Here is a 13,651-nt window from a genome sequence, read left to right on the forward strand (position 1 = left end):
CCGTGGGGGGGGGTACGGACCGGCCCGAGGGGGGGTTTCCACCATAACCCTTCGTAAGTGATGCCGCGTACATTCCGGCAGAAAAACTACGCTCCGGAGTTGCCCAGCGACGCACCGGGGAGCCCTGTCCGGGGTGACGAAACGCCTCTCACCGGCGGTTTCTCCGGCCCACGGGGCGCATGGGGCGCACGCGGCGGGCGGGACGTGATCCACCCGCACGGGTTACGTCGGCCGCGGCCCTCGGCTTGACGCATCCAGAACGCAGGCCGGGCGGGGCGGGTGTGCCGCGCGGCCCCCTCCACCGCGCGGCACTCCGGCCCGTGATCCGCGCCGGCCACGGGCTCCGGCAGCGACACGGAGCCACGTTTCGCGCCGCCGCGAAGCGCGTTGGCCTGAACCTACGTGAGCACCGACCGCCCCACGAGCCTCGTTCGATAACGATGCGGAATCACTGGCTCCGCCTCGGGGGTCTGTCCGCATTCCTCCGCCGGCGCCGGCCACGCCTCCCCGGCAGACTTCCGCTCCCACGACACCCCCGCCGCGAAGGCGCCCGGACCGGTCAGCGCCGGCGGGCCCAGCAGCGTCCGCGCACTCGCTCACCAGACGCACGCCTCCAACCGCCTCTTCCGCACCATGAGTTCGTCGCCCCCCCCTCTTCGTACGTCCTCGATCGGTGCCGCACTCCACGCTCCGGGCACGTCCACGGGTGCGCCGTAACCGGTCAGGACGGCCGGACCGTGATCGTGCCGCCCGCGGTGCGCAGGTCCAGGTGGTACTCGCCGTGTGGGTCGTCGGCGAGAGTGACGGCCTTGGTGCCGTGGGCGGTGACGGCGGCGATGCGGTAGGCGGCGGGCGGGGCCGAGACGATGATGGAGCCGTCGGCCGTGGTGGCGCTGACGTCCTGGGCGGTGGCGGGGACGACGTCGACGACGCCGCCCGTGGTGCGGACGCTGATCCCGTCGCCGTACAGGTCGCGCCCCTTGACCCGGCCGTCGCCGGTGCGGACCGCGACCTTGCCGGTGGCACCGGTCACCTCGACCGCGCCCTCGGTGGTGGAGACGTCCACCGCGCCCACGTTGGCCAGGGTGACGTGCCCGGAGCCGGCGCTGCCGCTGACGGGGACCCCGGCCGGCAGGTCGACGGTGTACGTCACCGAGCAGTCCGGCCCGCAGCCGGAGAGCGTGAGCACACCGCCCTCGACCCGGTGGGTGGCTCCCTCGGGCCGCTGCCCCTGGTAGCGCAGGGCGCGCTGGACCCGGACCGAGGTGGCGGCGCGGTCCCCGCGCAGGGTGACGGCACCGGCGACCGAGTCGAGCCGGACCGAGCTGACCTCACCCCTCACCCGCTGGTCGTCGCGGGCCTCGTCGGCCCGGGCGAGGCCGCAGGCGGTGAGTCCGCCCAGGGCCAGCACGAGCACGGCGGCGAGCACGGCCGCGCCGGTGGGCGAACTGCGGCGGGTGCGGCGCATGGTGGGTCCCCCTCTGGTCGTACGCGTGGGCGCGCTCGTACGCGCGGTGGCGCCTGGTCGTGGTCGGCGCGCCAAGTCCCCCCGGGCGCGTGAGCCGGCCCCTTTCCGGCCTCCTTCGACCGTAAGTCCCCCGGCCGCGCCGATCCATGGGGGTGCCCCCCGGTTGAGAGGTCAGGGAGCCCCTACGGGTGCGTGCGCCGGAGCACCGGCCGCGGGTCCACGCCCCCGCGTACGTACCGGAGCGTCCCTGCCCCACGGCGCCCGCACCGTACGCCGCCAGTCGCCGCAATCGGGCGGGGCGCCCGGGCGGGGCGGACCCCGGCGGGAGCGGGTCGGCGGGTGCGAGGAGGGCGTGGTGCGGGGAGCGGGCGGCGTGAGCGGGCGCGGGTGGGGGGCTAGCCACCCAGGCCCAGCAGGAAGCGGGTACGGGCGTCGTCGCGGCCCGCGCGGGCGGCGGAGGCGGCGAGGAGGGCGCCGAGGGCGTGCGCCCAGGCGCGTACCCGGTCGGCCGAGAGCCCGGGGACGAGGTCGGCGAGAGCCGCGGCCCGCTCCTCCAGCACCTCGGCGCGGCTCACCCCGTCGAGCACCCAGTCGACCGCGTCGAAGTCGGGGTCGCCCCAGGCCGGCCTCGGGTCGATGGCGACCAGGCGGCCGCCGGGCCCGTCCAGCGCGTTCGCCGCGTGCAGGTCCCCGTGGACGAGGCGGGGCTCGGATGCGGAGGCGGCCAGTTCCAGCGCCTGGACGCGGGCCCGGCGGAGCCGGATCTCGGCGGCGGGCCCGTCCGGCCCGGCCCGCCGCAACGCCAGGTCGAACAGGAAGCACACCCGGTGCGCGAGCGGCCGCAGGGCCGAGCCCTCGCCGGGCCCTTCGGCCGGGCCGCTCTCCCGGAGTTCGCGCAGCAGCGCCGCCACCTGGACCGGCTCCCACTCCTGGCCGCGTACCGGCGTCCCCGGCTCCACCTCGTCCAGCAGCAGCGCCCCGGCGCCGGGGTCGGCCGCGAGGAGCGCGACCACCGACGGCGTCCGCTCCCACCCGGCCAGCGCCTCGGCCTCCTCTGCGGCGATCCGGGGGTCGGGCGTCACCTTCAGCCAGACCGCCCTGCCGTCCGCGTACCGCCGGCACCGGAACACGCGCGAGGTCCCGCCACCCCCTGCCGCCAGCGGCTCCAGCCCCCACCGCTCGGCGAGCGCCGCCACCTGGCCCGGCAACGCCTCGCACCAGGCGTCGGCGGCGGGCCCGAAGCGGGCGAGGAGGCGGGCGCGGGCCGGGGGCGGGAGGGCCATGAGCCGGAGGTCGGGCACGGGGGCCTTTCCGGGCGAGGTAGGGGATGTGGGATGCGGGGGTGCCGGGCGGGCGTGGGGGTGGGTGTGGGGGTGGGTGTGGGCCGGGCAGCGTTGCGGGTCGAGCGGCCGTGTGCGCCAACTACTGTTCCACTACGTCGCGTTGACGGCGCGAAGTAGCAACCACCGCCGTGGGAAACTTTATCGAACAGGCAGTCAGCACAGTGAGCGGCGACGTATTTGCCGCACGCCTCGGCATCTCGACCACCGCCGGCAGCGGAGGGCTGCAATGGCAGCTGCACGGGCGGCTTCCCGGCGGGTCGGCCGGGTGATGGACTCAGAGCTGGAGTTCAACCACACCCGGCTCCGCAAGCACCCCGGGTACGGGTACGTCACCCCGCTCGAAGCGAGCACCTTGCTTCGGCAGAACCTCACCCCCAGGGCACAACCACGCGCCGCCCGAACACCCAGGGGCTTCGCCGTGGCGGATGAAGCGGACGCCCCCGCGCCGTCCCTGTGCGGGGACACGGCCACAGCAGGGGCGTCCGGGCGGCTACGCGCCGTCGGGCACTTCCCCGGCTTCGTCCTCGGTCCCGGTCTCGGTCCGGTCCGGTACGTACGGCAGGCGCATCCCGCGCGACTCGGCGACCCGCAACGCGTCACCAAGGCATTCGGCAAGCCTGATCCCGGTGTACCGCACCTCGGTGTACGGGGACATGCTGTCCTTCAGTACTGCGCGGGCGTGTTCGAGGATCGTGGCCCCCGTCTCCAGTGGGGCCTCCTCCATCTCGTCGGCCAGCCGGGAGAGGCGGCTGCTCCCGTCCTCCGCGACGAGGTAGCACGGGGCGCCCCCGGGCGACGGCCAGGGGAGCAGGCGGGGCGGGGTGGCGGGCGAGGCGGCGGTCACCGCGCCGGGCTGCGCTTCGACGTCGGGCGCGATGTCCATCAGGCCGCCACGTCCGACGCACCGATCACGTGCGGATCGAGGTCCACCCCGAAGTCGGCGGCCGGCACGAGCGCGAGCCGTCGCCTTCGCCGCACCCCTCCCCGGTCCTCGGCGGGAAGGTACGGACGCACGAGCGCGCTCGCCGCGCCGTCCAGGGGGTGCTCCACCCCGTAGGGCGACGGGGAGGGGGCCAGGGGTCCACCCGGTACGGGCCGGGGCGGGAACCGCCGCCGAGCACGCAGGGACATGGACTGCACGGCGGCGTCCGGTACCGACCCGGTGGCAACCGGTGCCAGGTCCGAGGATCAGCTCCAGCAACCATGCGGTGATCCTGCGGATAGGGTCGTACATGTCGACGCTCCTCAGTAAGCGTTGGCCGTGCCCCGGGAGGTCTAGCCACCTCGCCGGGGTCCTTCTTGAGGCAAAGGCTGCATCCCGCCACAGCCCTCTGCATACAAGTACAGAGGGATCTGCCGGAGCGGGCAGGGAGGTCGCTCTCTACGTTGGACGTATGAGCGATGCGGATTCCGTAGAAACCAGCCTGGACCCGATGAGCGCGAAGCCGCTCTACATCCAGTTGGCGGACATCATCACCAGCAAGATCAGCTCCGGGGAACTGGCTCCCGACAGGCCGATCCCCTCGGAGAACCACCTCGCCGAGCAGTACGGCGTTGCGCGACTTACCGCCCGTCGCGCGGCACGAGAGCTCCGCGAGCGAGGACTCGTCGTCACCGTGCGCGGCAAGGGCTCGTTCGTCGCGGAACAGCCGGGGACCGAAGAGGAAGGTCCCGCCTGACGGCCGCGAGGAACAGGCGGCCGTCAAGCGATCAGCTTCCCGCAGCCTTCTCGTGGCCCGCCCGCTTCTTCTCCGGCCGCCAGGCGCGGAAGGACCTCAAGCAGGGCGAACAGGCTGCCCTGGTCCGACACTCCGCCTTCCGCACCAAGATCGCTGCCGCCCTGGACCAGGCCCGGCGGGCGTCGCGGCCGGCATCGAGATGGACTGGTCGCCACCCTCGCCCCTCGCCCCCACCCGCTGGTCCGCCGCAGCATCGCCAACCCTCACCGGCCTCCCCTACTTCTACGCCTACACGCCCCAGGTCGCTCGACGGCGCTGACCGTTCCGCCTTCCCCCAGCGATGACAGCGAGGGCCTCGGGCGACCGCGCCGTCGAGCGGGCGTGCGGTGGGGTGGTGACGGGGGCGGCGGCTTCGTTCCTCAGCGCCGCACGTTCCTTGGAGTGGAGGCGCCTGCGTAGTGACTTGGCCGACCTGCGCCTGCGGTCGCGTGGCGGCTTTGCGAGTGGCCGAGGTGTTGGGGCGTTGGCGGGTGGTTCTCGGTGAGGGTGGGGGGTGGAGTTCGAGGGGCTACAGGGTGTTCGACCGCTGCGGCTGGGGGGCGGTCGCGCCGCGCGGGAACGACACCTCCACTCGGCGGTTCTTCATCCGGCCGGCCTCCGTGGAGTTGTCGGCGATCGGGTAGTCCTCGCTGTAGCCGCGCACCTCGTAGGTGACGTTCGGGCCGAGGGCCTTCGCCAGTTCCTCGTGGACGGCGTCGGCCCGGTTCTTCGACAGCTTCTTCCCGTGCTCGTACGACCCGAGATCGTCGGTGAACCCGAACACCCGGACCTTGTTGGCCTGTTGCGCCTGCGCCTCCTCGGCGATGGACTGGATGCGGCCGCGCGCGTCCGGGTTCAGCTTGGCGCTGTCCTTGCCGAACAGCACCTCGGCCTGGAGCGCGAACTTCACATCCGTGTTGGTGTCCTCCCGGCGCTCCTCGCCTCCCAGGTCCTCCACGACCGACTTGATGTCCAACACCTTCGGCGGCGCCAGCTTCGCCCCGTCGGCCAGCTTCAACCCCGCGCTGTCCTCGGAGATCTCCGGGGGCGGAGAACTGGTCGTGCTGCCTGGCGGCACGCCGGGGGCGTCATCGTCGGCGTGGGCCACGTGCAGGGGCAGAGCGAACGAGAGAACCAGCGAACAGGCAAGGGCGGCCAGGGCGACGTGGCGTGCTGGTTTCATCGGGGGTCACCCCTCGGAGATTTGGATGGTGGCGGGGGGCATGGTGGGGACTTGGAGCTGGACCTTCCTCGTACCCGAGGGCGGAGCGGGGAACTGGGCGAACCACTCAACCGTGCTGCCGCGACCAACTCCCCCTTGGAACTTGGTGCACAGGCACCGCCCCTCGGTATCACGCAGAATCATGTACCTCTTCTTGCCGGTTCCATCCATCAAGCTGGCGCCAGCGAGTGAGCCACCGTTCTCCTCCAGTTCTCGCTCGTCGCCAATCCATTCTGCTCCCATCCAGCGGCCCGAGGTATTATTCGTCACCTTCCCGGAAACCGTGACGAAACCACCCTCATCCGCCAGAGCTGAAACAATCACCATCTCAATGCCGTTACTGTTCACAGAGGCCATAGGCGACGAGTTGCCAGAGGGTTCGGGAGGCGACTCGGCACTCTTCGACACCTCGGTCGACTGCGGCGTATTGGGCTTCGAGTCGGGCTCATCGTCGGCGCCGCATCCGGCCACCAGAAGTGTGGCACCGAGCGCAATCACTGCAGCCCTAAGGGCCCTTTCGAGGCGGCCACGAACAAGGATTGACACCCGAAAACCTTCCACTTGACATCACCCAACCAGATGGACAGAGAACAGCTTCGACGCCTCAGGGAAATCGTCGAGGTCAAAATCCTCCGGGTCCAACTCGAAACTTTCGCCGTCCAAGCAATCGAATGCGACATCCTCCACTGCATCATCGGCGGCCGGTTCACACCTGGGCTCAACAACGGCTGTAGCCTGCGCCTCAGCCCGCTTCCCCTCTGTCCCCGGAATAACGGACTCACCGAGGGGGTCGCCACTCCTCACATGCACCTTGAACTCAAGGCGCTGAACATCGGAATCTATCTGAACCAACCGAGCGCGGTTATGTTTCGCAAGCCTTTCAGCTTCGACCGCAAATGCTCCATCTTCGAGATTCTCGCCACGCAACCAGTATTGCCAATCGTCATCCGACGAGATTGCCTCGCCCAGCCCGTCGATCAACTCCGCTCTGGCCTCTTGCGCTGCAGCGAGGGCGGCAGCGTCGGCTGCAGACTGTGCTCCGTTGCGAGCGACTGCAGCTTGCGCGAAGGCGAAGAAGGCAAAGGCGGAAAACAACACTGCACCCGTGATCCACACGAAGAGGGGTAGGGCGCTCCCCGAATCGCTAAGCTGATTCAGGCGCCGATCACCCTGTCGACCGCATCTCCGATCGCCTGAGAAATGCGACCGTTCAACCCCAACTGATCGATCAACGTAAAAATCCCCGCAATCAGGATCATCAACCCCGCGTACTCCACGAACCCCGCCCCCCGGTCGCGCCTCGCCCTGTCGGTGGCTCGGGTCGTGGCGCGGGTTGTCCAGGTCTGGGCCGCCCGGTGCAGGGCCAGTGCTGCCCGCAAGGTGATGTGGCTCATGGTGGGGGCCTCCTTGATCGAGGGTGGTTCGGGGACGGTACGAGGTGGTGCGGGGGACGGAGGAGGGTCCGGGGGCCCAGGGTGGGGCCCAAGGGCGCTGGTGGCGCGGGGGGTTCGGGGCCGGGCGGGTCATCGCGGGGCCGTCCGGGGGGATGAGGTGGTGGTGCCCAGCCACGTGGCGATGGCGGCGCTGCGGTTGGGGGCGTGGAGCTTGGCGAAGATGCGGTTGATGTGGTTCTTGACCGTCTTTTCGCTGATGAAGCAGGTGGCCGCTATCTGCTGGTTGCTCATGCCCGAGGCGATCAGCTCCATGACCTCGACCTCCCGTGAACTCAGCCCGTGCACAGCCCTGTTCGACTCTGCCACAGCGGATTGCAGTCGCGAAGGAGTTTCGCCGGAGGTTGGCGGATTCGAGACGGGTGGCCGGTGAGGGTTGGCTGGTGCGACAAGGTGGGCGAGGAGGGCGTTCCTGGCGGACGGGGTGAGGTGCGCGTGGCCCTCGTGGGCGTCGCGTACGGCGCGGGCCAGTTGTTCGGCGGTGAACTCCCCGTGGACGAGGTAGCCGGTGGCGCCCAGGCCCAACGCCCGCTGGACGGTGTCGCGTTCGCGGCTGTAGGTGAGCATCAGGACGGGGGCGACGCGGGCCAGGTGGGGCAGGGCGGTGAGGCCGTCGACGCCTGGCATGCGGACGTCCAGGAGGACCACGTCGGGGCGGTGGTGGCGGGTGGCGGCGAGGGCGCGGTGGCCGTCGCCGGCCTCGGCGACGACGTGGATGCCGGGACGCGCGCGGAGCAGGGCACTGAGTCCGGCGCGGACCACCTGGTTGTCGTCGGCGACGACGACCCGCAGGGTGCGACCCCGGGCCGGGGCGTGGTGCGGGCGGAGAGGGGCCGGGGGCGGGTCCGGGCGGGTGCGCGTGGTGCGCGGTTCGGGCGCGGCGGTTCGGCCGTGTGCCTCGGAACGGGATGCGTCCGGCATGGTGGCCTCCTCTCGGGGCGGGGTCGGTGGTACGCCGTGCGGGTGCGGGTGCGGTGCCCGCGTGAAGAGTCTCCTCAGTCCGGGGCCCTCGTGGGTGGGTTTTGGCCGGATAGGTGTTCCTCTCGGGTGGAAGGCCGCGTTCCTGGTGCGGGTGGGCCCGGTGGGCGGGGCGGGGCCGGGGGTGCCGCGTCCAGTACGGCGAGTGGCAGTTCCACCCGTACCTCCGTGCCCGGGCCCGTGGCCGCGTCCCCGGCGGGGCCCACCCGCAGTGCGCCGCCGATCGCGGTGGCGCGTTCGGCCATGCCGACGAGGCCGAAGCGGCCGTCGGCGGAGGCCGATCGGAGGGTGAGGCCGGCGGGGAGGCCCGGGCCGTCGTCGGTGACGGCCAGGCGCAGGGAGGTGCCGGTGGTGGTGAGGGCGGCCCGGGGGACGCCGGTGGCGTGGCGGTGGGCGTTCTCCACGGCTTCGGCGGCGATGGCCAGCAGGTGCTGGGCGACGGCGTGGGGTACGGGCGGCAGCGGCGCGGGCGCGCTGAGGGGCGTACCGGGCGGCAGTCCCGTCCGCAGGGTCGCGGCGAGGTCGACGGGGTCGGTGGGCCCGGCCGCGTCGTGGCGCAGTCCGGTCAGCAGGTCGCGGGAGTCGGCGGCGGCGCGGCGGGCGGCCTCGGCGACCTGGACGGCGCGTAGGCGGAGGGTGTCGGGTGGCAGGTGCCCGGTGCCTTCGGCGAGGGCGTCGGCGGTGAGGGCGAGGCCGTGCAGGGTCTTGGCGAGGGAGTCGTGGAGGTCGCGGGCGAGGCGGGCGCGTTCGGCCTCGACGGCGCCGGCGACGGCGAGGCGGGCGTTGGCCTCGGCGAGGGCGGTGGTGGCGGCTCCGAAGCGGAACATGAGGTTGCGCAGGGTCACCCCGGTGATCCCGGCCGCGACGCAGAACCCGGCGACGAGAAGGGTGCTGGCGCCGCTGGTGAGCGTCTCGGCCCAGGCGCGGTGGGCGACGAGGAGGACGACGAGCTGGCAGCCGGTGAGGACACCGGCGCCGCGCCAGCCGTAGAGCAGCCCGGCGAGGAGCGGGGTGCAGGCGGCGGCGTAGCCGAGGGGGGAGGCGGGAGAGGCGGTGAGGAGGAGGACGGCACCGATGAGCAGGTCGAGGCCGAGCAGCGCGGGGTGGCGCAGGACGAGGGGGCCGAACCGCTCCCAGTCGCGGAGCATCGCGTACGAGGCCATGAAGCCGGTGACGGCGGCGCCGAGGACGAGGTGGCGGGCGGCGCCGTCGGCGGCGTTCTGCAGGGCGAAGGGGGCGCCGAGGGCGATCAGGGCGAGGCGGACGCCGAAGACCTGGCGGCAGAGGGCCTGGAGGGCGTTGAGCTGGACGCGGGGGCTGGGGGCGGGGACGTCGTCGGCGAGGGCGGAGGCGGCGGGGCCGGGGTGAGCGTCGTGGCCCGCGTACAGGGTCGGCGGGGCGGGCCGGCGGGCGCCGGTCGCGCGCGAGGGTTCCGTACGGCCCCCGGGGAGGGCCGGCCGGCCCTCCCCGGGTCCGCCTCCGCGGGCCGCGTCTGGCCGGCTCCCCGGCCCCGTGTTCCCCCCGGCCGTCTCGCGGGCGGCTCCGGGGCCCCGTTCGCCGGTCATCCGCCGAGGATCGAGCCCAGGTCGGAGCCCGAGCCGAGGAACATGCCGGCGGCGATGAGGATCATCGTGGCGGGGAGCAGGAAGACGAGGGTCACCATGGTGGCCTTGGGGATGGTCTTGGCGGCGCGGCGCCGGGAGTTCTGGGCGTCGGTGCGGCGCATGTCGGTGGCGATCTGGATGAGGGTGTCGGCGATGGGGGAGCCGAGTTCCTCGCCCTGCTGGAGGGCGGAGACGAACTGGGCGACCTGCTCGGAGGAGTTGCGGCGGCGCAGTTCGTCGAAGGCCTGGCGGCGGGAGACGCCCATGTCCATCTGGCGCAGGGTGATGCGGAGTTCGTCGGCCCACGGGCCCTCGTAGCGTTCGGCGACGCGGTCCAGGGCCTGGCGGAAGCCGAGGCCGGAGCTGACGACGACGGCGAGGACGTCGAGGAAGTCGGGGAGGGTGCGGTCGATGACCTCGCGCCGGTCGCGGACCGCCTGCCAGATCAGGCCGTCGGCGGCGGTGAGGCCGAAGGCGAAGGTCAGCAGGGCGAAGAGGAGCGAGTCGTTGGTGAGGAAGACCAGGCCGAGGACGAGGCCGAAGACGCCGTAGACGAAGCGGCGGGCGGCGTACCGGTCGAGGGTGAGTCCGCCGGGGTTGCCGGCCATGTCGATACGGCGGCGTTTGGCGTCGACGCGGCGCGGGCCCATCAGCTTGAGGACGAGCGGGGCGAAGCGGATGCCGAGCCGGTCGACGGCGGACTCGGCGGTCGAGACACGGGCGGCGCCCACCTCCAGGGCGACGGCGAGGTCGTCGGGGAGTCTCGCCTCGCCGCGCAGCAGGCGCAGGGCGCCGAGGGCGGCGGCGACCGCGGCGGCGGCGAGGAGGGCGAGGCCGAGCGCCAGTAGCGGCGACTGGAGGGTGAGGCCGGTGGCGAGGGTGGGCACGGTCAGACCTCGATCTTTCCGAGGCGGCGGATGACGAGGAAGCCGACGGCGTACAGGCCGAGCGCGATCAGGATGAGGATCTGGCCGAGGGCGGAGCCGGTGACGCGGGCGAGGGCGCCCTCGTTCTGGGAGTTGATGAGCAGCAGCGAACCGAGGCCGAGGGCCGGCACGGTCAGCGCGGTGGCGTGCACCTCGGAGAGCATGGTGCGGACCTCGCGGCGGGTCTCCTTGCGCTCCTCCAGGGTGGCGGTGAGGTTGCGCAGCGAGGAGACGACGGTGCCGCCGGCCTGGTTGGAGAGGACCAGGGTGGTGACGAGGACGACCAGTTCGCGGGAGGGGAGCCGTTCGGCGAGTTCGCCGAGGGCGGCGTCGACGGAGCGGCCGAGCGCCAGCTGGTCCGCCACGCGCGACAGCTCCTCGCCCGCCGGGGCCTCCAGTTCCTCGGCGGCCATGGCCAGCGCGGTGCGCAGGGCGAGGCCGGCGGCGGTCGCGTTGGCGAGGAGCCGGGCCACGTCGGGGAGCTGGTTGATGAACGCCTCGATGCGCTTCTGCCGCTGCCAGTTGAGGAAGACGACGGCGCCCCAGGCGGCGGCGAAGGCGGCGATCGGCCCGAAGAAGGGGGCGAGCGCGGCGGAGGCGATGAGCCACAGGGCGGCGGTGGCCGCGAACGCGTACACGGTGAACTCGCCGACGGTGACGTCGAGTCCGGTGGCCGAGAGCCTCAGCGAGAGTTCCCGGCCGGGCCGGGTGCGGCGGACCCGGCGGTCGAGCGCGGTGAAGCGTCGGCCGCGTCCGGCGGGGGGCGTGGCGGTGGCGGAGAGCCGGTCCACGAGCGCCTGGCGCTGGGCGCGCCCGGAGGCGTACACGTGGACGCCGGCCACGGCGAGCAGCAGGCAGAGCAGGCAGGCGCCGAGGGCGAGGCGGGTGGGGTCGGTCATGCGAGCGCCTCTCGGACGTGGGCGGGGTCGGCGGTGTCGGTGACGCCGAAGGCGGGGGGTACGCCTTCCCCGGCGAGGTGGAGGCGGTCGGCGACGGGGCGGGGCAGGGGGAGGTGTTCGAACCAGCCGGGGGCGGCGCGGTCGGGCCCGGGCGGAGCGGGGTGGTGGCGGGAGACGGTGGCGATGCGGAAGGGTTCGCGGCCGTGCGAGACGAGGACGGCGATCTCGGCGAGCCGGCGCGAGCCGTCGGCGGCGCGGCTGAGCTGGACGACGACGTCGACGGCGGAGTTGATCTGGTCGCGGAGCGCTTCGAAGGGGATCTGCACCTCGGCCATGGAGCCGAGGGTCTGGAGCCGCATGAGGGCGTCCTCGGCGCTGTTGGCGTGGACGGTGGCGAGCGAGCCGTCGTGGCCGGTGGACATGGCCTGCAGCATGTCGAGGGTCTCGCCGCCGCGGACCTCGCCGACGATGATGCGGTCGGGGCGCATGCGCAGGGAGTTGCGGACCAGGTCGCGGATGGTGATGGTGCCCTTGCCCTCGACGTTGGCGGGGCGGGACTCCAGGCGGACCACGTGGGCCTGCTGGAGTTGGAGTTCGGCGGAGTCCTCGATGGTGATGATGCGCTCGTGGCCGGGGATGAGGCCGGAGAGGGCGTTGAGCAGGGTGGTCTTCCCGCTGCCGGTGCCGCCGGAGACGATGACGTTGAGGCGGGCCCGCACGAAGGCGGCGAGCAGCATCAGCAGGTGTTCGTCGAGGGAGCCGAGCTGGATCAGTTCGGGCAGGGTGTAGGCGCGCGGGAAGCGGCGGATGGTGAGGGTGGCGCCGGTCAGGGAGAGCGGCGGGATGATGACGTTGACGCGTTCGCCGGAGGGGAGCCGGGCGTCGACCATGGGGTGGGACTCGTCCACGCGGCGGTTGACGGTGGAGACGATGCGCTCGATGGTCTGCATGAGCTGCTCGTGCGAGGCGAACCGCATCGGCAACTGCTCGACGCGGCCGGCCCGTTCGACGAAGATCGCGTCGGGCCCGTTGACCATGATCTCGGTGATGGAGGGGTCTTCGAGGAGCGGTTCGAGGACGCCGAGGCCGAGTGCCTCGTCGACCACCCGGCGGATGAGCTGGGTGCGTTCGGCGCCGGAGAGGACCGGTCCCTCGCGGCTGATGATGTGGCCGAGGACGCGCTCCAGCCGGGCCCGCCGGTCGGCGGCGGCCAGCGAGGACATCTCGGCGAGGTCGATCTCCTCCAGCAGCTTGGCCCGGAACAGCGCGACGAGGTGCCCGTCCTGACGCCCGGGCCGGGCGGCGCCCTGCTCCTCGGGGCCGGTGATACGTGACCTGAGGCTCATCCGGTGTCGCCTCCTCGGGCGGGGGTCGGGTGGCCTGGATCGGCCGGAGCAGGGGCGGGGGTGGGCCGGGGCGCGGCGGGCGGGGTCACCGGTCCTCGTCGTCGGGCATGGTGGCCGAGCGGGTCACGGTCCAGCCGTCGCCGACGAAGGGCAGCAGGGTCGGCACCTTGACGGCCGCGGTGGCCTTGGTGGTGCCGTCGCCGCCGCCCCAGCTGAAGCGGACGTCGATCCCGGCGCCGACGGCCGCCCGCCCGGCCGCCGCCCCGGCCCCGGTGTCCTCCTGCGAGGCGACCCGGGCGGCGGCCCGCGCGGCCGACCCGGCCTGGTTGGCCGCGTACCCGACCAGGCCGAGCTGGATGGCGGCGAGGCCGATCAGCAGGAGGACCGGGAGGAAGCCGGCGAATTCCAGGATGGCGGCGCCTCGGTCGTGGCGGTGCGGGCGTCGGCGCGACCACGACCGGCGCGGGCCGACAGCCGGGTACGCCCCCGCGTGCGTGGGGAGGGCACGGAGCGCCAGGGGCGCGGGAACTGCGGCATGGTGGCACCCCCGCCCGCGCGGGGCGCGTCTGTTCGGCGCCTTCGCCGGGTACTCGACGCACGGGCCACCCCCGCAGGCGCGGGGACCGCCCTTCCGCAGCAGGGCGGGCGGCCGTCGCCCCGCGTCGGCGCCGCGTTCCGGGCGGGCCCCCCGCCCCC

General features: G+C 73.1%; 15 protein-coding genes. 1 reads left to right on the forward strand and 14 read right to left on the reverse strand.

All coding sequences use genetic code 11. The features are described from left to right. Positions 1-721 precede the first annotated feature (721 nt). The 4 genes from ACSLIC_RS08085 to ACSLIC_RS08100 all read right to left on the reverse strand — a co-directional run bounded on the left by ACSLIC_RS08085 (position 722) and on the right by ACSLIC_RS08100 (position 3,861). Positions 722-1,468: a DUF4097 family beta strand repeat-containing protein gene (locus tag ACSLIC_RS08085; protein WP_436737006.1), complete on the reverse strand. Its 747-nt coding sequence runs from the start codon at positions 1,466-1,468 to the stop codon at positions 722-724. A 395-nt stretch (positions 1,469-1,863) separates the two neighbouring features. Beyond that, complete coding sequence (locus tag ACSLIC_RS08090; protein ID WP_436737007.1) at positions 1,864-2,769, reverse strand: aminoglycoside phosphotransferase family protein; 906 nt, start codon at positions 2,767-2,769, stop codon at positions 1,864-1,866. Between the two features lie 532 nt (positions 2,770-3,301). Beyond that, entirely contained in the window at positions 3,302-3,694 is a 393-nt protein-coding gene (locus tag ACSLIC_RS08095; RefSeq protein ID WP_436737008.1) for a hypothetical protein, read from the reverse strand. Next, complete coding sequence (locus tag ACSLIC_RS08100) at positions 3,694-3,861, reverse strand: hypothetical protein (RefSeq protein WP_436737009.1); 168 nt, start codon at positions 3,859-3,861, stop codon at positions 3,694-3,696. Before ACSLIC_RS08100 ends, ACSLIC_RS08095 begins: the two co-directional genes overlap by 1 nt. A gap of 344 nt (positions 3,862-4,205) precedes the next feature. Here ACSLIC_RS08100 and ACSLIC_RS08105 point away from each other — a divergent pair, with 344 nt between their 5' ends. After that, positions 4,206-4,490 (forward strand): GntR family transcriptional regulator, encoded by a 285-nt coding sequence (locus ACSLIC_RS08105; protein WP_436737010.1) that lies wholly within the window; start codon positions 4,206-4,208, stop codon positions 4,488-4,490. A gap of 568 nt (positions 4,491-5,058) precedes the next feature. Here ACSLIC_RS08105 and ACSLIC_RS08110 read toward each other — a convergent pair. From ACSLIC_RS08110 to ACSLIC_RS08155, 10 genes are all read right to left on the reverse strand, one after another. Continuing rightward, positions 5,059-5,712: an OmpA family protein gene (locus ACSLIC_RS08110; RefSeq protein ID WP_436737011.1), complete on the reverse strand. Its 654-nt coding sequence runs from the start codon at positions 5,710-5,712 to the stop codon at positions 5,059-5,061. A gap of 6 nt (positions 5,713-5,718) precedes the next feature. Continuing rightward, positions 5,719-6,297, reverse strand: a complete 579-nt coding sequence (locus ACSLIC_RS08115; RefSeq protein ID WP_436737012.1) for a hypothetical protein — start codon at positions 6,295-6,297, stop codon at positions 5,719-5,721. Positions 6,298-6,318: 21 nt separating this feature from the next. Further along, positions 6,319-6,909 (reverse strand): pilus assembly protein TadG-related protein, encoded by a 591-nt coding sequence (locus ACSLIC_RS08120; protein WP_436740310.1) that lies wholly within the window; start codon positions 6,907-6,909, stop codon positions 6,319-6,321. After that, positions 6,906-7,145, reverse strand: coding sequence for a hypothetical protein (locus ACSLIC_RS08125; RefSeq protein WP_436737013.1), 240 nt, complete (start codon positions 7,143-7,145; stop codon positions 6,906-6,908). The genes ACSLIC_RS08120 and ACSLIC_RS08125 overlap by 4 nt, the downstream gene beginning before the upstream one ends. Before the next feature lie 129 nt (positions 7,146-7,274). Further along, the gene (locus ACSLIC_RS08130; protein ID WP_436737014.1) at positions 7,275-8,123 is read right to left on the reverse strand and encodes a response regulator; all 849 of its coding nucleotides are present in this window, start codon (positions 8,121-8,123) and stop codon (positions 7,275-7,277) included. A gap of 74 nt (positions 8,124-8,197) precedes the next feature. Continuing rightward, entirely contained in the window at positions 8,198-9,745 is a 1,548-nt protein-coding gene (locus tag ACSLIC_RS08135) for a sensor histidine kinase (protein ID WP_436737015.1), read from the reverse strand. Beyond that, complete coding sequence (locus tag ACSLIC_RS08140) at positions 9,742-10,671, reverse strand: DUF5936 domain-containing protein (protein ID WP_436737016.1); 930 nt, start codon at positions 10,669-10,671, stop codon at positions 9,742-9,744. The genes ACSLIC_RS08135 and ACSLIC_RS08140 overlap by 4 nt, the downstream gene beginning before the upstream one ends. A 2-nt stretch (positions 10,672-10,673) precedes the next feature. After that, positions 10,674-11,609: a type II secretion system F family protein gene (locus ACSLIC_RS08145; protein WP_436737017.1), complete on the reverse strand. Its 936-nt coding sequence runs from the start codon at positions 11,607-11,609 to the stop codon at positions 10,674-10,676. Next, complete coding sequence (locus ACSLIC_RS08150) at positions 11,606-12,955, reverse strand: CpaF family protein (protein ID WP_436737018.1); 1,350 nt, start codon at positions 12,953-12,955, stop codon at positions 11,606-11,608. Before ACSLIC_RS08150 ends, ACSLIC_RS08145 begins: the two co-directional genes overlap by 4 nt. A gap of 85 nt (positions 12,956-13,040) precedes the next feature. Further along, a complete protein-coding gene (locus tag ACSLIC_RS08155; RefSeq protein ID WP_436740311.1) occupies positions 13,041-13,367 on the reverse strand; it encodes a TadE/TadG family type IV pilus assembly protein in 327 nt (108 codons plus the stop codon). Positions 13,368-13,651 lie beyond the last annotated feature (284 nt).

The sequence above is a fragment of the Streptomyces sp. BBFR102 genome, from assembly GCF_051397025.1.
In the GTDB taxonomy this organism is placed as follows: domain Bacteria; phylum Actinomycetota; class Actinomycetes; order Streptomycetales; family Streptomycetaceae; genus Streptomyces.